Source organism: Allobosea sp. NPDC055353, from assembly GCF_053644975.1.
Genome location: NZ_JBSHMC010000002.1, coordinates 786436 through 803578 on the forward strand (window position 1 = coordinate 786436; position 17143 = coordinate 803578).

Sequence of the window (17143 nt, forward strand, 5' to 3'; positions counted from 1 at the left end):
TTCGCGGCACCAGGACCGCGAGGCGAGTCCGGCCGCAAGGCGGACGTCATCAACCGGCAGCACGCTCCTTCGCAGCCCGTTCCTCCATCAGCACCCGCTCCCTGGCGTTCTGCGTCAGCGCAACCGCATGCTCGAAAGCTTCCGCCGCCTCCCGGTGGCGCCCGAGCTTGGCGAGCAGATCGCCGCGCACGCCCGGCAGCAGGTGGTAGCGCTTGAGCGCCGGCTCGTCGGCCAGCGCCTCGACCAGCGCGAGCCCGGCCGCCGGCCCGTCCGCCATGCTGACCGCCACGGCGCGGTTGAGTTCCACGACCGGCGACGGCGTCACCTGCCCCAGGACCGTGTAGAGCGCGACGATCCGCTTCCAGTCGGTCTCCTCGGCCGTGCGGGCGCGCGCATGGCAGGCCGCCAGCGCTGCCTGCAGCAGATAGGCTCCCGGCGCCGCGCCAGCGAGCTGCTGCGCCCGTTCCAGCGCCGCAAGCCCGCGCCCGATCAGCAGGCGATCCCAGCGAGAGCGGTTCTGGTCGAGCAGCAGGATCGGCTCGCCATCGGGGCCGACGCGGGCCCGGAACCGCGAGGCCTGCAATTCCATCAGGGCGACGAGGCCGTGGACCTCGGGCTCGTCAGACGCTCGCGCCGCCAGGATGCGCCCGAGCCGCAGCGCTTCCTCGCACAATCCCGGCCTGACCCAGTCCTCACCAGCGGTCGCGGCATAGCCCTCGTTGAAGATGAGATAGACCACCTCCAGCACCGAGGCGAGACGCTCGCCGAGCTCGGCACCGGCCGGAACCTCATAGGGCACCCCGGCCTCGCTCAGCGTCTTCTTCGCCCTGACGATGCGCTGCGCCATCGTCGGCTCCGGCACGAGGAAGGCGCGCGCGATCTCGTCGGTGGTCAGGCCTCCGAGCAGGCGCAAGGTCAGCGCGATCCGCGCCTCCTTGGGCAGGACAGGATGGCAAGCCGTGAAGATCAATCGGAGCAGGTCGTCACCGACCTCGTCGTCGAGCGCCTCGTCGAGATCGGGCATCGCCGGCCCTTCGCTGTCGATGTCGCGGCCGATCTCGTCCTGCTTGCGCCGGGCCATGATCTCATGGCGGGCGGCATCCGCCGCGCGATGCTTCGCGACCTGCATCAGCCAGGCGGCCGGATTGCGCGGCACGCCCTCTTCGGGCCACTGCTTCAGCGCCGCCACCAGCGCGTCCTGCGCCAGTTCCTCGGCCCGGCCGACATCGCGCGTCAGGCGCGCGAGCCCGGCGATCAGCCGGGGCGCCTCCATGCGCCAGACCGTCTCGATGGTGCGGTGTGCATCGCTGCCCGACATGGGAAGCGATACACACCATCAGCACACACGCTGGCAAGCGGCTCGGACGAGACGCCGATGGTTCAGCCCTGGCCGCCGGCCTCGGCCTTGAGCCGATCCCAGGCTGCTGCGGCCTCCGGCGTGACGATCTCGCCGAAATCGGCCAGCTCGAAGAACGGCCGGATCTCGATCTCGGACGGACCGGGCATCGGATTGGGGCAGCGCTTGACCCAGGCGATCGCCTCGTCGAGCGAGGCGCATTCCCAGAGCCAGTAGCCGGCGACGAGTTCCTTGGTCTCGGCGAAGGGGCCGTCGACGACGGAGCGCTTGGCGCCGTCGAACTGCACGCGCACGCCCTTCGAGCTGGGCTGCAGGCCGTCGCCGCCCTTCATGATGCCGGCTTTCACCAGCTCCTCGTTATAGGCCATCATCGCCTCGAGCAGTTCGCGGGTCGGCGGCGCGCCGGCTTCGCTGTCCTTGGTTGCCTTGACCATCACCATGAAGCGCATCGGTTTTCTCCTTGAGCGGAAGCGCCGGAGCCTGGCCGGGCGCCTTCCGGGGGATTGGTTTCGAGAGTTGATCGCTCAGCCGGCGAGCTTCGCCGCGCCGGCCTGGATGCGCTCTTCCTGCGCGCGCAATTTAGGCGTCAGGGCCTCGCCGAAATCCTCCATCTCGAAGATGCGGCGCAGCTCGATCTCGGTGCCGCCGTCGAAAGGCGCGCGCTTGAGCCACTCGACCGCCTCGTCGAAGGACTTCACCTGCCAGATCCAGAAGCCGCAGAGCAGCTCCTTGGCCTCGGCGAAGGGCCCGTCCGTGATCACCCGCTCGCTGCCCGAGAAGCGCATGCGGATCCCTTTCGAACTCGGATGCAGGCCATCGCCGGCCAGCATGATCCCGGCCTTCACCAGCTCTTCGTTATAGGCCCCCATCTTGGTGAGGATGTCCCCGCTCGGCATGATGCCGGCTTCGCTGTCCTTGTCCGCCTTGACCAGAACCATCACACGCATCGATCGTCTCCTTGGTTGGGAGAACCCGGGCGTTCCGGCACGCCGCCGGAACCCGTTCTCTGCTGGCACGTCGAACGGACACGGCCCGAATCGACACGGGCCGTGAATCTTTTTCAAATATTTTTTCGCGCAGCCTCAGGCGCCGCGCGGCAGGGCCTCCAGGAAGCGCGCCGGCTCGCCCTGCGACGGGGTCGTCAGCTCGCCCTCCCACATCACCTTGAGGCCGCGCACGAAGGTGCCGACTGGCCAGCCGGTGACGGTGACGCCGTCATAGGGCGTCCAGCCGCATTTCGAGGCGCTCCACTCCTTGGTGATCGTCTCGCGGCGCTTGAGGTCGACGATGGTGAAATCGGCATCGTAGCCGACCGCGATCCGGCCCTTGCCTTCCAGCCCGAAGATGCGCTGCGGCCCGGCGCTGCTGAGATCGACGAAGCGCTCCAGCGTCAGCCTGCCGGCATTCACATGGTCGAGCATGATCGGCACCAGCGTCTGCACGCCCGGCATGCCGGAATGGCTCGCCGGATAGGGATGGTGCTTCTCCTCATGGGTATGGGGCGCATGGTCCGAGCCGAGCACATCGACGATCCCCTGTTCCACACCCCACCAGATGCGCTGGCGATGGCTGTCGTCGCGGATCGGCGGGTTCATCTGGGCATAGGTGCCGAGCCGCTCGTAGCAATCCGGCGCCACCAGCGTCAGGTGGTTCGGCAGCACCTCGACGGTCGCGACATTCTTGTGGTCTTTCAGGAAGACCATCTCCTCAGCCGTCGAAATATGCAGGATGTGGACGCGCGCGCCGGTCTCGCGCGCGATCCGCACCAGCCGCTTCGTGCAGGTCAGCGCCACCTCGGGCGAACGCCAGACCGGGTGGCTCGACGGATCGCCCTCGACGCGTAGCGGCATGCGCTCGCGCAGCATCATCTCGTCCTCGGAATGGAAGGCGGCGCGCCGGCGCGTGCGCTTCAGGATCTCGGCAACGCCCCTGTCATCCTCGACCAGCAGGTCGCCCGTGGAGGAGCCCATGAACACCTTGATCCCGGCCGCGCCCGGCAGCCGCTCCAGCTCCGGCACGTCGTTGGCATTCTCATGGGTGCCGCCGACCCAGAAGGCGAAATCGCAATGCATCCGATGGCGCCCGCGCCTGATCTTGTCGGCCAGCGCCTCCGGCGTCGTCGTCTGCGGAATGGTGTTCGGCATCTCGAAGACGCAGGTCACGCCGCCAAGCGCCGCCGAGCGCGAGCCGCTCTCCAGGTCTTCCTTGTGGTCGAGCCCCGGCTCGCGGAAATGCACCTGGCTGTCGATCACGCCCGGCAGGATGTGCAAGCCGGTGCAATCGACGACCTCGCCCGCCGAAGCCTGCGAGAGGTCGCCCAGCGCCATGATCTTGCCGCCGATGACGCCGACATCGCGCGCGACGCGACCGTCCTGGTTCACCACCGTGCCGCCCTTGAGGATCACATCGTAGGTCTGGGGCATGACAGGTCTCCGAAAGGTTGAGCAAAGACGGGATGCAGCCTACCTATCGGCCAACGCGCCGTCCCGAAAGCCCAAACAGTTTTCGGGTGGCGCCATCATCTCGATTCGGCTGACGAGCTTCGGTCCGACATCAGAACTGGAACGGCTGCCCATGTCCGCCACAAGATTGATCGATCGCGGCGTCATCCGCGTCAGCGGCGACGACGCGCGCGACTTCCTGCAGAACCTCGTGACCAACGACCTCGACCCGGTCATGCCGGGACAGGCCGGCTACGGTGCGCTGCTGACGCCACAGGGCAAGATGATCTGCGATTTCTTCATCCTCGCCCTGTCGCCGGAGGATGGCGGCGGCTTCCTGCTCGACACGCCCCTGCTCCAGACCGCCGATCTGATGAAACGCCTGAAGCTCTACAAGCTGCGCGCCAAGGTGGCGCTGGAGGACCTCACCGAGACGAGCGCGGTCATCGCCTCGGCGGATGGCGCTGCGCTGCCGGAGGATGCCGGATTCGTCTATGACGACCCACGCCTGCCGGCGCTCGGCCAGCGTGCCATCGCCGATCTCGAGGGCATCGAGGCACTCGTAACGGCCGAGCCGGAGGCCTATCACGCCCGCCGCATCGCGCTCGGCATTCCCGCCGGCGGGCGCGACTTCGCTTATGGCGACACCTTCCCGCATGAGGCGCTGCTCGACCAGCTCGGCGGCGTCTCCTTCCGGAAGGGCTGCTATATCGGGCAGGAGGTCGTCTCCCGCATGCAGCATCGCGGCACCGCCCGGACCCGCGTCGTACCCGTCGTCTTCGATGAGGGCATCGCGACCGAGACCGGTGCCGAGGCCACAGCCGGCGGCAAGCAACTCGGCCATATCGGCTCGGGCGCCAACGGCCGTGCCCTCGCCATGCTCCGGCTCGACCGGTTGGCTGACGCGCTCACCGCGGGACAAACACCGCTCGGCGGCGGGCTCGCATTCCATCTCGCGGAAAAGCCGGACTTCATCCGCTTCCCCTTCCCTGGCGAGCCAAACTTCGGCGCTGTCGCAGGAGCTGCCCTATGAGCGACGCCGTCATCGTCAGCGAAGAGCGCGTCGCGATCGAGGGCGCGGACGGCAAGTTCCGCTGCCGCTGGCCGGGTACCGATCCGCTCTACATCGCCTATCACGACACCGAATGGGGCGTACCGGAATATGATTCCCGCGCGCTCTGGGAGAAGCTGATCCTCGACGGCTTCCAAGCCGGCCTCTCCTGGATCACCATCCTGAGGAAGCGCGACGCCTTCCGCGCCGGCTTCGCCGGTTTCGAGCCGGAGGCAGTCGCGCGCTTCACCGAGGCCGATGTGCAGCGCCTGCTTGCTGACCCCGGCATCATCCGCCATCGCGGCAAGATCGAGGGCACGATCAAGAGCGCGCAGGCCTATCTCAGGATCAGCGAGCGCGAGCCCTTCGCCGATTTCCTCTGGAAGCATCTCGACGGCCGCGTGCTGCAGAACAGCTACCGCGCCCAGAACGACGTACCGACCCAGACCAAGCTGTCGGAGACCGTCTCGAAGGAGCTGAAGAAGGCCGGCTTCACCTTCTGCGGCCCGACCATCGTCTATGCCTTCATGGAGGCCTGCGGGCTGGTCAACGACCACCTGACCGGCTGCTTCCGCTGGAGCGAATGCGCCGCGCTCGCCCGCGACTCGCGCCCCGCCGCCTGATGGCTCGCAAGCCCGCCCCGCCGCGCGCCTGGCAGCGCATGCTCTCGGGCCGCCGGCTCGACCTGCTCGACCCCTCGCCGCTCGACATCGAGGTCGAGGACATCGCCCACGGCCTCGCCCGCGTCGCCCGCTGGAACGGGCAGACGCACGGCGCTCATTCCTTCTCCGTCGCCCAGCATTCCCTGCTGGTCGAGGCGATCGCGGCCCATCTCAATCCGGACTGGGAGCGTGGCTGGCGCCTGATGGCGCTGCTGCACGACGCGCCGGAATACGTCATCGGCGACATGATCTCGCCGTTCAAGGTGGTGATGGGCGATGCCTACAAGAGCGTGGAGCTGCGCCTGCTCGCGGCGATCCACCTGCGCTTCGGCCTGCCTGCGGTGACGCCGGCTGACCTGAAGCGGAAGATCAAGGAGGCCGACACCATCGCCGCCTTCTTTGAAGCGACGCGCCTGGCCGGCTTCGGCCGCGAGGAGGCCTTGAAGTTCTTCGGCCGGCCGCAGGCGCTGCCGGCCGAAGTTCTGTCCTGGCTCGATCCGCTCGACACCGAGGCGGCGCAGGCGCGCTTCCTGGCGCGCTTCGCCGCGCTCGGCGGAGGCGGACTTACTGCGTCAGGCGCACCGCGCTGATCTCGCTGGCGATCGCCTTGAAGATCGGGCTGAGCTGCGAAGCATTCTTGACGTCGTAATACATCTCCGGCCGCGTGGCGCAGTTCCTCAGCAGCGTCGCGTCGCCGTCGATGACGCGGATCGTGTAGAGGCTGATTCCCGCCGCCTTGACCCCGGTGCAGGCGAGCGTCGTACGGGCATCGATCTGCGTGCCATTGGTGGTGAAGCGGTTCTCGGTGTTGTCGCCGTCGGTCAGCAGGATCATGTACTTCTTCAGCAGCGGCTCGGTCGAAGGCTTCGCCTGCGTGAACGGGGCGGCCGTCGACAGCGTGGCCCAACCCCAAACGGCACCGATCGTGACGTTGGTGTTGCCGACCGGCGTCATCGTGTCGACGCGGCTATTCAGCGCCGCCCAATCCGCAGTCAGCGGCAGGACTTCCGCGAGCGAGGTCTGGCTGCACCAGGTCGCCGGATATTGCTGGGTACTGGCCGAATAGGAACCCGCATCGCTGACATCGTAACTCTGATCGCGGTCGGCGATGCAGCCATGGCTCTGCGCCCATGCGTTCTTGGTCAGCGTCTCCGTCGAGCAGTTGCCCCACCAATCGCAGTTGACCTTTCGGGTCATGCCGTAGCGGATCCAGTTCTCGTTTTTGAGGCCGCGGTCGATCCGGACCTGGGTGTTGAACGGCACGATCGAGATCTTGATCTGATCGGGATCGATCGCCGCATCCTGCATGATCTTGATGAGATCCTTGGAGGCCTGCTTCAGCGCCGTCATCTTGCCGGACGAAGACATCGAGCCGGTATTGTCGAGCACCAGCGCGAGCTCGATCTTGTTGGTGCCCCAGGTCGACTGGCTGTTCGTTCCCACCGGAAGCCGGTTCACGCCGATCAGGTTGGAGATCGTCGTCGGCACAATGGCCTTGGCCTCGATCCTGATCGTCCGCGCCGTGCGATCGATCGTCACGGCCGCGCTTTCGAACTCGCCTTTCACATCGGGGGGCAGGTTGTCGCGGATCCAGGCGTCGATGCGCGTCCTGAGCTGCCCGTCCGTCAGCTTCTGGGCATCGCGTGCCGCCATCAGCGCCGCGGAATCGATCGCCGCATTGAGCGCCTGCCGGGTATTGCTGGCGCGGGAATAGTCGATCGCCACGCCGACGACGCCCATCAACGGAACGAGCGCCAACCCGAACAGCATCATCACGTTGCCGCGTTGATCCCGGCGGAAGCGCCTGAGCATCTCAGGCAGGAAGCCGATCTTCATCATTGGTTTCATCCAGGGCCGGATTGCCGCATTCGACCCTGGAAGCGTTGGCGGCCGGAACTTACGAATTGCTGAAACCGATTTGCGGAAGTCGGGCCTATCTGCACATTTTGAATCGAAACGGGCTGCCGTTACGTCATTATGCGTTCACCGCACCCGCGATACAACTTTAAGGAGCATTTTGACGGCCGCTACCCGCGAATGGCAATTCATTCAAAATTTGAACAAGTGATCATCATTTTTTCCGGATTTTGCAAAGTGTGCTTTCGCGGAATGATGGTCCCAACCTGATCGGAGGACCATCCATGTCGGACACCCCCACACTCGCCCTACCGGCCGGCGTCGTCGTCAAGGGCGCCCTGCAGCCTGACTTCGAGCAGATTCTCAGCACCGAGGCGCTCGGCTTCGTCGCCGACCTGCATCGCCGCTTCAACGAGACGCGCAAGCGCCTGCTGGCCCTGCGTGCAGAGCGTCAGAAGCGGTTCGACGCCGGCGAGACGCCCGATTTCCTGGCCGAGACCCGGCATATCCGCGAAGGCGACTGGACCGTCGCACCGATCCCGGCCGACCTCACCGACCGCCGCGTCGAGATCACCGGACCCGTCGACCGCAAGATGATCGTCAACGCGCTGAATTCCGGCGCGAAGGTCTTCATGGCCGATTTCGAGGACGCGTCTTCCCCGGTCTGGGCCAACATGATCGAAGGCCAGGTCAATCTCCGCGACCGCTGGGCGAACAGGATCGACTTCACCGATCCCACCAACGGCAAGGACTACAAGCTCAAGGCCAAGCCTGCCGTCCTGATCATCCGCCCGCGCGGCTGGCACCTGCCGGAGCGGCACATCGAAATCGACGGTGAGGAAGCCTCCGGGTCCCTGGTCGATTTCGGCCTCTATGTCTTCCACAACGCCAAGGCGGCGCTGGCCGCAGGCTCCGGCCCCTATTTCTACCTGCCGAAGCTGGAGAGCCATCTTGAGGCAAGGCTCTGGAACGACGTCTTCGTCGCCGCCCAGTCGGCGCTCGGGCTGAAGAACGGCACGATCAAGGCCACCGTCCTGATCGAGACCCTGCCCGCCGCCTTCGAGATGGACGAGATCCTCTACGAACTGCGCGAGCACATGGCCGGCCTGAATTGCGGCCGCTGGGACTACATCTTCTCCTTCATCAAGAAGCTCGCCCGCAACAAGGCCTATGTCCTGCCGGATCGCTCGCAGGTCGTGATGTCCAAAGCCTTTCTGCGCGCCTATTCGCTGCTGCTGATCAAGACCTGCCACAAGCGCGGCGCCTTCGCGATGGGCGGTATGGCGGCGCAGATCCCCGTCAAGAACAACCCCGAGGCCAATGCCGCGGCCTTCGCCAAGGTCAAGGCCGACAAGGAGCGCGAGGCCGGCGACGGCCATGACGGCACCTGGGTCGCCCACCCGGATCTCGTCCCGGTCGCGATGGAAGTCTTCGACCGGCTGATGCCGCAGGCCAACCAGCTCGGCAAGAAGCGCGACGACGTCTCGATCGGCGCCAAGGACCTGCTGGAGGTCCATCAGGGCACGCGCACCGAGGAAGGCTTCCGCGAGAACATCCGCGTCGGCGTCCAGTATATCGAGGCCTGGCTGCGCGGCCGCGGCGCGGTTCCGATCTACAACATGATGGAGGACGCCGCGACCGCCGAGATCAGCCGCGCCCAGATCTGGCAGTTCGTCCAGTACGGCGTCGCGCTCGAAGGCGGCATCACGGCCGATGCCGCGCTGTTCAAGCGCTGCCTGCCGGAGGAGATGGAACGGGTGAAGGGCGAACTCGGCGCCGAGACCTATGCCAAGGGTCGCTTCCCCGAGGCGATCGCGCTGTTCGAGACGCTTTCGCTGGCGCCGAACTTCGAGGACTTCCTCACCGTCCCGGCCTACGCCAAGCTCGCCTGAGTTCGGTTCGGTTCGGACCGATGACGTCGGAAGGGCGTCGCGCCATCGCGGCGCCCTTCCTTTTTGCGCAGTCAATGCAGATGCCACCAGACCCGTCCGCCGATCAGGATGGCGAGCAGGACGACCGAGCCGAACAGGTGCAGCAGGTCAGCCTTCCAGCCGCCGGCCGATGGCCTGCGGACATGCCGGTAGATCGCCTCCCGGCGACGGCGATAGGCCCCGATCGTGGTCATTGAAACCTCCATCCGGTTCACGGTGGACACAGCCGCGCTGCTACGGATTCAGGCGCGACGGGCAGCGACCGCCGGCCCGTTGCGCGCTGCCTTCATCGCCATGCCGGCAAGCGGGTGCGGCAGGTCCTCGATGGCATCGCAAAGCAGAGGCACGATGTCCGGCCGCGGCGGTGCGAGCGGCGCGCGGCAGGCCGCCCCGACCTCCGGATGCAGCATCGACAAAGCGAGCTTGATCAGGACCGGATCGGGCTCGCGCGCGAGCAAATCGAGCAGCGGAACGAGCCGCCGCTGCAGGATCTGTGCCTGCCCGTAGAATTCGGAGCGCGCCGCGCTCTCCAGCCGCGCCAGCCAATGCGGCGCGAGATTGCCGACGCTGGTGATCGCGCCGCAGCCGCCCGCGAGGAGATAGGACGGGATGGTCTCGGCCGCGCCGGTCAGGCGCATGAAGCGGCGGTCGCGCATGCGGGCGATCCGGTCGCAGCGGACGAGATCGCCCCGCCGCTCCAGGATGCCGACGATATTCGCAGCGCCTTCCAGCAGCTGCAGCGTCTCCGCAGCAATCTCCACGCCGCAACGATCCGGATCGTTGTCGAGGATGATCTCCAGCCCTGTCGCCTCCGCCGCCGCCAGGGCATGGGCGGCAAGGCCCGCCTGCGTCGGCCGGTTGTAATAGGGCATGCGCAGTAGCAGGGCCGAGGCGCCGGCCTTTTCCGCCGCATTGATCTCGGCGACCGTCCCGGCCGTCGAATAGCTGCCGACCGCGGCGATCACCGGGTAATGCCGGCCGGCGATGCGGCGGGCGGCGGCGCAGAGCGCCTCCCGCTCCTGCCCGCTCAGCGTCGGGCTCTCGCCCGTGGCGGTGCCGATCACGATGCCGTCGGCGCCCTGCGCGATCTGCCAGAGAATCAGGCGTTCCAGCGCGCCATGATCGATCCCCTCCTCGTCGAAGGGCGTAACCAGCGCGGTGAACATGCCATGGAGCCAGTGGTTCATGGCCTGGCCTCAGAGCAGCGAGAGCGTCTTGGCGGTTACGCGGACCGCCCGCGCCCGGTGCCCGGTCTCGAACACGGCATAGCGCAGCGCGGCGCCGCGATCGCAGAACATGCCGCCGCCGCGGCCATGCGTCTCGACGGCGAGCCAGTGGCCCTCCGCGTCGCGCCCGACCAGGAACTGGAGCGGGCCGCCGAAGGATTTACGAGGGATACTGAACATCATCTGTTTCCCGAGCGGCCTCCAAGGGCCGCCCCGACAAGCTAGGGAGGGCGCCATAGGGGTTCGAGACGAAGCCGAAGCCGCGATCATCAAGATCCCATAGGGATCGTGCCCCCGCGCTTTGACATCCTCCTGCCGCTCGCGCTCAATCCGCGCCCCTTCCTTCGGATTCGCCCGATGCGCTACCACCTCTTCGCCACGCTAGTCGCCGCCGGCCTGCTCGGCGCCTCCCTCGCGCAGGCGGCGACGCTCGCGCCGGAACAGCGCTTCAGGACGCTTGGCGACTTCTCCGCCAAAAAGGCAGGCAAACCGGCGCGGGATGTCAGCGGCCTCGCCTGCATGCCTGCTGCGAACGGCACCCAGCGCTGCCTGCTGATCAATGACGAGGGCTCCTTCGCGCAATTCGCCCGCATCGCCGAGAACCGCATCACCCCGGACGCAACCTTGGCCGTCATCGGGGCCAAAGCCTCACCCGATACGCTCGGCCAGCCGCCGCAAGGCATCTGCAAGATGCCCGGCCGCTTCGCCGAACTCGACGGCGAGGCCGTCGCCTATGCGGACGGCGCCTTCTATGTCGCAGGCTCGCATGGCTGCTCGCGCAAGCGCGGCGAATTCCGCCTCTCGGCCTTCCACCTTGCCCGGATCAAGGTCGATGCCGAAGGCACCGCCGCCGGCAAGGTCGAACTGACCTATCGCCTGAGCGACATGCTGCGCACCGCCGGTCCAGCCGGCGCCTTCTTCGGACGCGGCCTGATGGACGATAACGGCCTGAATGTCGAAGGCATCGCGGTCACCGGCGACACGCTCTGGGCCGGTCTGCGCGCGCCCTCCCTTGGCGATCGCGGCTTCCTCGTCGGCGCCTCGCTGAACGCCCTGTTCGCGCCGGGCCATGCGCCCGCGACGGAGGCGCCGCGGGTCTTCCAACTGCCGGCCGGCCCCGATCGCGGCATCCGCGACCTCGCGCCCCTCCCCGACGGCCGCCTGCTCGCGCTGCTGGGGCCGGCGCAGGAACAGGCCCTGCCGTATTCCCTGCTGCTGATCGACCCGGCCAGGCCCGATGCGGCAACACCGCTCGGCGATCTGCCGGCTCGCGGCGGCGACAAGGCGGAATCCCTGACCGTGTTGACGCAGGACGGCAAGGGCCTCGCGGTCCTGATCGGCTATGACGGCCCGAAGAACGGGCATTTCGAATCCTATCGCCTGCCGCTCGAACCGCGCTGAGCCCATGGACTTCCGCAACGATCTCACCCGCGCTGTCGAGCTCTACCGCGCCGAGGTCGCAGACCCACGCGAGCATCTCGCGCTGCTGCGCTGGCAGATGGCTGAAGGCCATGCGCTCGACCGGCGCGATACCTTTCCCGGCCATCTCACCACCAGCGCCTTCGTGCTCTCGCCGGATCATGCTCAGGTCCTGCTGATCGACCATGTCGTGATCGGCCGCTGGCTCCAGCCCGGCGGACATTGGGAGGACGCCGAGCATTTCCATCTCTCGGCCGCACGCGAGACGATCGAGGAAACCGGCGTGCAGGGCCTCGCCCTGCATCCCTGGCATCAAGGCGGTGACCTGCCCTTCACCATCGACAGCCACGACGTGCCCGGCAAGCCATCGCGCGGCGAGCCGGCCCACATCCATCACGACCTGCAATATCTCTTCCTCGCCGATCCGGCCCTGCCGCTGGTCGCGCAGGTCGAGGAGGTGCACGCCGCCGCCTGGAAGCCGATCGAAGCGCTCGCCGGGATCGCGCCACGCGCGCTGGAGCGACTCTCCGGCCTGCCCAAACCCTGACTGTTGCAGCGCAACAACAGCGGGGCGGATTGCCGAAATCACTATGGCTCTTTTATCGCGGCAGGATCGGGCTCGCGACATGGTCAGTTCGAGGATGAAATAGTTATTGCAATTGATTTGCATTAGCGTATCAATCCGAGACCTCCCCGGAGCACACCTATGTTTTCGAAAGCCATCGCTCTCGCCCTGACCGCTGCGGCCCTCTCGGCCCCCGCCATCGCCGCCGACCTCTCCTCCCGCAAGGGCACGCCCGTTGCGCCGCCGCCCGTCCTCTCCGCCTGTACGGAAAGCGAGGGCATCCCGACCGACGCCTTCGGCTTCACCACCGGTTCGGACGTCGCGGATACCGGCTCCTTCGGCACCAGCCTGACCTATGGCGGCGCCTTCGGCACCCGCGGCGGCAGCTTCAACGGCCATGGCCTGGCCTTGCAGGGCTCCTACGGTCTGTTTCCCTGCTTCGAGATCGGCCCCTATGTGCTGGGCTCCTTCAGCAACGCCTCGATCGGCGGCATCAGCGCCGACGAGCGCGCCTTCGGCGCCGGCGTCGAGATGAAGTACAAGCTGCTCGGGCGGGACATGCACGGGCTCGGCCTGACGCTGGTCATCGATCCCAGCTTCAACCGCGCCGATCCGGACGGCGCCGGCCGCTTCACCACCTACAATACCGGCATCCGCTTCTTCGCCGACAGGACGCTGATCCCGAACACGCTCTATGCCGGGCTGAATATCTCGCATGACCTGACCTGGACCGGTCCCTCGCCCTATCAGCGCTCCTCCACCTTCACCATCGCGGGCTCGCTCGCCTGGCAGGTCTCGGACGGGCTCTATCTCAGCGGCGAGGTGCGCCATATGCGCGCCCATAACGAGCTCGGCTTCGGCAAGGAGGCGGGCTACGCCACCTTCGCCGGCCCCGGCGTGTTCTGGCAGGCGACGAAGCAGCTCGCGCTGTCTGCCGCCTACAACATCCAGGTCTCCGGCAAGGCCAAGGGCGAGCCCGGCAATCTCGACCTCACGAATTTCAGCCAGCATCTCGTCAAGGTGAAGCTCGGCTACAGCTTCTGACGGCTCGCCGCCAATTGTTAACCGCGCTTGCCGGAAGGCGCGGTTGAGGTGTCTTTTCCTATCGGTTTTCACCCCGGCTTAAGGTCACAACGGATTGTATTTCCGAGGCTGCCTCTAGGGAAGCGATCTTGGCCAATCTTGTCCTGACCTTCGCGCTCGCATGCGGGCTTTCAACCTTGGCGGCTGCCGCCGCCAAGTCCTTTGAACCTCGGCCCGAAGCGGACAGCGCCAGCGTCTGCGACGATCTGGACGACGCGCCGACAGACGCCTTCGGCTTCACCGATGGCTCCGGTATCGCCGATCTCGGCCGTGGCAGCGTCGGCCTCACGCTCGGCGGCAATGCCGGCGTACGGGAGGGCCGCTCGCTCAGCCGCAACGGCACATTGCAGGGCTCCTATGGCCTCCTGCCTTGCCTCGAGATCAGCGCCTCGCTCTTCGGCGGCACGACACGCTCGACGATCGCGCGCGAGCGCCTGAAGGACCGCAGCCACGGCGGCAGCTTCGAAGCCAAGTACCGGCTGCTCAGCCACCGCGACCACGGGCTCGGCCTCAGCCTCGGCGTCGAGACCGGCCTCGAGCGGAACGACGACAGGCTGGCTGGCCGCTTTTCCAGCTACAACACGGCGTTCAAGCTCCTTGCCGACCGCATCATCGTGCCCGGCACGCTCTATGGGGCGGTCAACCTCTCGCACAACCTGACCTGGAATGGCCCGGAGCCCTATCAGCGCAGCGCGACCACCGCGATCGGCGCTTCGCTCGCCTGGCAGTTCCGCGACGGCTTCTATCTCAGCGGCGAAATCCGCCATCTGCGTCAGCAGAACTCGCTGGGTCTCGGCAATCATGCCGGGCACGCCACCTTCATCGGGCCCGGCATCTACTGGCAGGCCACCGAGGAACTCGCGATCTCCCTCGCCTACAACGTCCAGATCGCCGGGCATGAGCGTGGCCGCGACCGCCCGCTCGATCTCACGAACTTCAGCCGGCATCTCGTCCAGATCGACATCGGCTGGAGCTTCTGAGCCTCTCTGCAAGCGAGCCTGGGTAATCTTCTCCTTACGTTGACATACTCCCCCTGAGTATCTAGCGTGACCGGATCGAAGCACGGCTCTGGCTCCATGCCCCACACGCCCGAAGAGAAGAAGCGCGCCGTCACGCGTTTGCGCCGGATCAGGGGGCAGACTGAGGCCCTGATCGTCGCCGTCGAACGCGGCGAGGAGTGTGGCGCGCTGCTGCAGCAGCTCGCGGCCCTGCGTGGTGCGGCGACCGGATTGATGGCCGAAGTGCTCGAAAGCCACCTGCGCGAGACCATGGCCGGCCGGGCCGAGGCAGCGAAGGCGGAAGCCGAACAGGACGATGAGATCGCCGCGATCATGCGGGTGATCCGCCCCTATCTGAAATGAACATCCGCAAGGAAGGAAGCCCCCGATGAAGACCCGTGCCGCCGTCGCCTGGGAAGCCGGCAAGCCCCTCACCATCGAGACCATCGAGATCGGCGGCCCCAAGGCCGGCGAGGTCCTGGTCGAGGTGATGGCGACCGGCATCTGCCACACCGACGCCTACACGCTCTCGGGGCTGGATTCGGAGGGCAAGTTCCCGGCGATCCTCGGCCATGAGGGCGCAGGTATCGTGCGCGAGGTCGGCGCCGGCGTGACCAGCCTGAAGCCCGGCGATCATGTCATCCCGCTCTACACGCCGGAATGCCGCAGCTGTAAGTCCTGCCTGTCGCGCCGGACCAATCTCTGCACCTCGATCCGCGCCACCCAGGGGCAAGGCGTGATGCCGGACGGCACGAGCCGCTTCTCCTGCGATGGCGGCGAGGTGTTCCACTACATGGGCTGCTCGACCTTCGCGAACTTCACGGTGCTGCCCGAGATCGCGCTCGCCAAGGTCCGCGAGGACGCGCCGTTCGACAAGATCTGCTATATCGGATGCGGCGTGACCACCGGCATCGGCGCGGTGATCTACACGGCGAAAGTCTGGCCGGGCGCCAATGTGGTGGTCTTCGGCCTCGGCGGCATCGGCCTGAACGTCATCCAGGGCGCCCGCATGGTCGGCGCCGACAAGATCATCGGCGTCGACATCAACCCGGCCAAGCAGGAGATGGCGCGCAAATTCGGCATGACCGATTTCATCAACCCGAGCGAGATCGGCAACGACAAGGTCGTACAGGCGATCGTCGACCTGACCGGCGGCGGCGCCGATTTCTCCTTCGACGCCACCGGCAATACGAACGTGATGCGCCAGGCGCTGGAATGCTGCCATCGCGGCTGGGGCGAATCGATCGTCATCGGTGTCGCCGAGGCCGGCAAGGAGATCGCGACCCGTCCGTTCCAGCTCGTCACCGGCCGCGTCTGGAAGGGCACGGCCTTCGGCGGCGCGCGCGGGCGCACCGACGTGCCGAAGATCGTCGACTGGTACATGGAGGGCAAGATCAACATCGACGACCTGATCACCCACAAGCTCTCGCTCGACGAGATCAACTACGGCTTCGACCTGATGCATGAGGGCAAGTCGATCAGGAGCGTGGTGGTCTACTGAGGCGCCGTTCCACCGCCTCATTCGGCGGGCACTGAAGCACGACCTTTGTCATTCCGGGGCAGCGCAACGCGCTGAACCCGGAACCCACGACCGGGTGAAACGCTTGAACAAGCCGACCGGGCAAGGGCTCGCCCGGTCGTGGATTCCGGGGTCCTCGCTTCGCGAAGCCCCCGGAATGACAAGTGCGCGCCGCAAGAAAGGATCCGCCCAATGGAACTGCTCTCGTCCTCGAAGGCCTTCGGCGGCTCGCAGCGCGTCTACCGGCATGACAGCGCCGCTTGCGCCTGCCCGATGACCTTTGCGATCTACCTGCCGCATCAGATCGAGGACGGGCCGGTTCCGCTGCTCTGGTATCTCTCGGGCCTGACCTGCTCCCACCAGAACGTCATGGACAAGGGCGAGTACCGCGCCGCCGCCGCCGCCAACGGCATCGCCATCATCTGCCCGGATACGAGCCCGCGCGGCGAAGGCGTTCCGGACGAGTCGGAGAACTGGCAGTTCGGCTCCGGCGCCGGCTTCTATCTCGACGCCACGCAGGAGCCCTATGCGAAGAACTACCGCATGGAGACCTATATCCGGGACGAATTGCCCGAGCTGGTCGCGAGGCATTTTCCGGTCGACATGAACAGGCAGGGCATCTTCGGCCATTCCATGGGCGGCCATGGCGCGATCACGCTCGCGCTCAAGAACCCCGACCGCTACCGCTCGGTCTCCGCCTTCGCGCCGATCACCCAGCCCTCGACGGCCGGCTGGTCGCGCCCCGCCTTCGAGAAGTATCTGGGGCCGGACGAGACCAAATGGCGCGCCTACGACTCGACCCTGCTGATCGCCGACGGCCATCGTGTCCGCGACCTGCTGGTCGACCAGGGCACCGCCGACGGCTTCCTCGAGGAAGGCCTGCGCCCGCAGCTTCTCGATGTCGCCTGCGCAACCGCCGGGATCCCGCTCCAGCTGACCATGCGCGACGGCTACGACCACTCCTACAATTTCATCTCGACCTTCATGGCCCAGCACATCGCCTGGCACGCGGAACGTTTGACCGCATAAGGCGC

General features: G+C 66.8%; 19 protein-coding genes. 11 read left to right on the plus strand and 8 right to left on the minus strand.

All coding sequences use genetic code 11. The annotated features are described in order from the left end of the window. Positions 1-49: 49 nt before the first annotated feature. The 4 genes from ACWIEX_RS17105 to ACWIEX_RS17120 all read right to left on the minus strand — a co-directional run bounded on the left by ACWIEX_RS17105 (position 50) and on the right by ACWIEX_RS17120 (position 3780). A complete protein-coding gene (locus ACWIEX_RS17105) occupies positions 50-1318 on the minus strand; it encodes an RNA polymerase sigma factor (RefSeq protein ID WP_454034191.1) in 1269 nt (422 codons plus the stop codon). 62 nt (positions 1319-1380) lie between these two features. Continuing rightward, the gene (locus ACWIEX_RS17110; RefSeq protein ID WP_061969768.1) at positions 1381-1806 is read right to left on the minus strand and encodes a YciI family protein; all 426 of its coding nucleotides are present in this window, start codon (positions 1804-1806) and stop codon (positions 1381-1383) included. A 75-nt stretch (positions 1807-1881) separates the two neighbouring features. Continuing rightward, positions 1882-2304: a YciI family protein gene (locus tag ACWIEX_RS17115; RefSeq protein ID WP_454034192.1), complete on the minus strand. Its 423-nt coding sequence runs from the start codon at positions 2302-2304 to the stop codon at positions 1882-1884. Positions 2305-2439: 135 nt separating this feature from the next. Next, positions 2440-3780, minus strand: coding sequence for a dihydroorotase (locus tag ACWIEX_RS17120; protein WP_454034193.1), 1341 nt, complete (start codon positions 3778-3780; stop codon positions 2440-2442). A gap of 151 nt (positions 3781-3931) precedes the next feature. On the opposite strand from ACWIEX_RS17120, the gene ygfZ reads away from it, so the two are divergent. From ygfZ to ACWIEX_RS17135, 3 genes are read left to right on the plus strand one after another with little or no spacing between them, the layout of a single operon-like run. Then, positions 3932-4831, plus strand: a complete 900-nt coding sequence (gene ygfZ, locus ACWIEX_RS17125; RefSeq protein WP_454034194.1) for a CAF17-like 4Fe-4S cluster assembly/insertion protein YgfZ — start codon at positions 3932-3934, stop codon at positions 4829-4831. After that, positions 4828-5472, plus strand: coding sequence for a DNA-3-methyladenine glycosylase I (locus tag ACWIEX_RS17130; protein ID WP_454034195.1), 645 nt, complete (start codon positions 4828-4830; stop codon positions 5470-5472). Before ygfZ ends, ACWIEX_RS17130 begins: the two co-directional genes overlap by 4 nt. Next, the gene (locus ACWIEX_RS17135) at positions 5472-6101 is read left to right on the plus strand and encodes a YfbR-like 5'-deoxynucleotidase (RefSeq protein WP_454034196.1); all 630 of its coding nucleotides are present in this window, start codon (positions 5472-5474) and stop codon (positions 6099-6101) included. The genes ACWIEX_RS17130 and ACWIEX_RS17135 overlap by 1 nt, the downstream gene beginning before the upstream one ends. Here ACWIEX_RS17135 and ACWIEX_RS17140 read toward each other — a convergent pair. Beyond that, positions 6076-7350: a TadE/TadG family type IV pilus assembly protein gene (locus ACWIEX_RS17140; RefSeq protein WP_454034197.1), complete on the minus strand. Its 1275-nt coding sequence runs from the start codon at positions 7348-7350 to the stop codon at positions 6076-6078. The two genes, ACWIEX_RS17135 and ACWIEX_RS17140, sit on opposite strands and share 26 nt — an antisense overlap. 302 nt (positions 7351-7652) lie before the next feature. Between ACWIEX_RS17140 and aceB the strand changes: the two genes are divergently transcribed. Further along, the gene (gene aceB / locus ACWIEX_RS17145) at positions 7653-9260 is read left to right on the plus strand and encodes a malate synthase A (RefSeq protein ID WP_454034198.1); all 1608 of its coding nucleotides are present in this window, start codon (positions 7653-7655) and stop codon (positions 9258-9260) included. Between the two features lie 71 nt (positions 9261-9331). On the opposite strand, the gene ACWIEX_RS17150 is transcribed toward aceB, so the two are convergent. Genes ACWIEX_RS17150 through ACWIEX_RS17160 form a run of 3 tightly spaced genes read right to left on the minus strand, consistent with a single transcriptional unit; the run spans position 9332 to position 10705 of the window. Further along, positions 9332-9493: a hypothetical protein gene (locus ACWIEX_RS17150; protein ID WP_454034199.1), complete on the minus strand. Its 162-nt coding sequence runs from the start codon at positions 9491-9493 to the stop codon at positions 9332-9334. A 48-nt stretch (positions 9494-9541) separates the two neighbouring features. Continuing rightward, complete coding sequence (locus ACWIEX_RS17155) at positions 9542-10486, minus strand: dihydrodipicolinate synthase family protein (RefSeq protein ID WP_454034200.1); 945 nt, start codon at positions 10484-10486, stop codon at positions 9542-9544. A gap of 9 nt (positions 10487-10495) precedes the next feature. After that, positions 10496-10705 (minus strand): hypothetical protein, encoded by a 210-nt coding sequence (locus ACWIEX_RS17160; protein ID WP_293801186.1) that lies wholly within the window; start codon positions 10703-10705, stop codon positions 10496-10498. A gap of 177 nt (positions 10706-10882) precedes the next feature. On the opposite strand from ACWIEX_RS17160, the gene ACWIEX_RS17165 reads away from it, so the two are divergent. The 7 genes from ACWIEX_RS17165 (at position 10883) to fghA (ending at position 17138) form a co-directional block, all read left to right on the plus strand. Then, on the plus strand, positions 10883-11926 hold the full coding sequence (locus ACWIEX_RS17165) for a DUF3616 domain-containing protein (RefSeq protein ID WP_454034201.1): 1044 nt from the start codon (positions 10883-10885) through the stop codon (positions 11924-11926). A 4-nt stretch (positions 11927-11930) separates the two neighbouring features. Continuing rightward, positions 11931-12491 (plus strand): NUDIX hydrolase, encoded by a 561-nt coding sequence (locus ACWIEX_RS17170; RefSeq protein WP_454034202.1) that lies wholly within the window; start codon positions 11931-11933, stop codon positions 12489-12491. 159 nt (positions 12492-12650) lie between these two features. Then, positions 12651-13553 (plus strand): hypothetical protein, encoded by a 903-nt coding sequence (locus tag ACWIEX_RS17175; protein WP_454034203.1) that lies wholly within the window; start codon positions 12651-12653, stop codon positions 13551-13553. A 128-nt stretch (positions 13554-13681) separates the two neighbouring features. Continuing rightward, positions 13682-14572 (plus strand): transporter family protein, encoded by an 891-nt coding sequence (locus ACWIEX_RS17180; RefSeq protein WP_454034204.1) that lies wholly within the window; start codon positions 13682-13684, stop codon positions 14570-14572. Positions 14573-14668: 96 nt separating this feature from the next. Continuing rightward, entirely contained in the window at positions 14669-14953 is a 285-nt protein-coding gene (locus tag ACWIEX_RS17185; protein ID WP_454034205.1) for a metal/formaldehyde-sensitive transcriptional repressor, read from the plus strand. A gap of 25 nt (positions 14954-14978) precedes the next feature. After that, entirely contained in the window at positions 14979-16091 is a 1113-nt protein-coding gene (locus ACWIEX_RS17190) for an S-(hydroxymethyl)glutathione dehydrogenase/class III alcohol dehydrogenase (protein WP_454034206.1), read from the plus strand. A 210-nt stretch (positions 16092-16301) separates the two neighbouring features. After that, complete coding sequence (fghA, locus tag ACWIEX_RS17195) at positions 16302-17138, plus strand: S-formylglutathione hydrolase (RefSeq protein WP_454034207.1); 837 nt, start codon at positions 16302-16304, stop codon at positions 17136-17138. Positions 17139-17143: the final 5 nt, after the last annotated feature.

Coding starts and splice junctions, on each gene's coding strand:
- ACWIEX_RS17105 (WP_454034191.1), bottom strand. CDS start 1,318: ATGTCGGGCAGCGATGCACACCGCACCATCGAGACGGTCTGGCGCATG.
- ACWIEX_RS17110 (WP_061969768.1), bottom strand. CDS start 1,806: ATGCGCTTCATGGTGATGGTCAAGGCAACCAAGGACAGCGAAGCCGGC.
- ACWIEX_RS17115 (WP_454034192.1), bottom strand. CDS start 2,304: ATGCGTGTGATGGTTCTGGTCAAGGCGGACAAGGACAGCGAAGCCGGC.
- ACWIEX_RS17120 (WP_454034193.1), bottom strand. CDS start 3,780: ATGCCCCAGACCTACGATGTGATCCTCAAGGGCGGCACGGTGGTGAAC.
- ygfZ (WP_454034194.1), top strand. CDS start 3,932: ATGTCCGCCACAAGATTGATCGATCGCGGCGTCATCCGCGTCAGCGGC.
- ACWIEX_RS17130 (WP_454034195.1), top strand. CDS start 4,828: ATGAGCGACGCCGTCATCGTCAGCGAAGAGCGCGTCGCGATCGAGGGC.
- ACWIEX_RS17135 (WP_454034196.1), top strand. CDS start 5,472: ATGGCTCGCAAGCCCGCCCCGCCGCGCGCCTGGCAGCGCATGCTCTCG.
- ACWIEX_RS17140 (WP_454034197.1), bottom strand. CDS start 7,350: ATGATGAAGATCGGCTTCCTGCCTGAGATGCTCAGGCGCTTCCGCCGG.
- aceB (WP_454034198.1), top strand. CDS start 7,653: ATGTCGGACACCCCCACACTCGCCCTACCGGCCGGCGTCGTCGTCAAG.
- ACWIEX_RS17150 (WP_454034199.1), bottom strand. CDS start 9,493: ATGACCACGATCGGGGCCTATCGCCGTCGCCGGGAGGCGATCTACCGG.
- ACWIEX_RS17155 (WP_454034200.1), bottom strand. CDS start 10,486: ATGAACCACTGGCTCCATGGCATGTTCACCGCGCTGGTTACGCCCTTC.
- ACWIEX_RS17160 (WP_293801186.1), bottom strand. CDS start 10,705: ATGTTCAGTATCCCTCGTAAATCCTTCGGCGGCCCGCTCCAGTTCCTG.
- ACWIEX_RS17165 (WP_454034201.1), top strand. CDS start 10,883: ATGCGCTACCACCTCTTCGCCACGCTAGTCGCCGCCGGCCTGCTCGGC.
- ACWIEX_RS17170 (WP_454034202.1), top strand. CDS start 11,931: ATGGACTTCCGCAACGATCTCACCCGCGCTGTCGAGCTCTACCGCGCC.
- ACWIEX_RS17175 (WP_454034203.1), top strand. CDS start 12,651: ATGTTTTCGAAAGCCATCGCTCTCGCCCTGACCGCTGCGGCCCTCTCG.
- ACWIEX_RS17185 (WP_454034205.1), top strand. CDS start 14,669: ATGCCCCACACGCCCGAAGAGAAGAAGCGCGCCGTCACGCGTTTGCGC.
- ACWIEX_RS17190 (WP_454034206.1), top strand. CDS start 14,979: ATGAAGACCCGTGCCGCCGTCGCCTGGGAAGCCGGCAAGCCCCTCACC.
- fghA (WP_454034207.1), top strand. CDS start 16,302: ATGGAACTGCTCTCGTCCTCGAAGGCCTTCGGCGGCTCGCAGCGCGTC.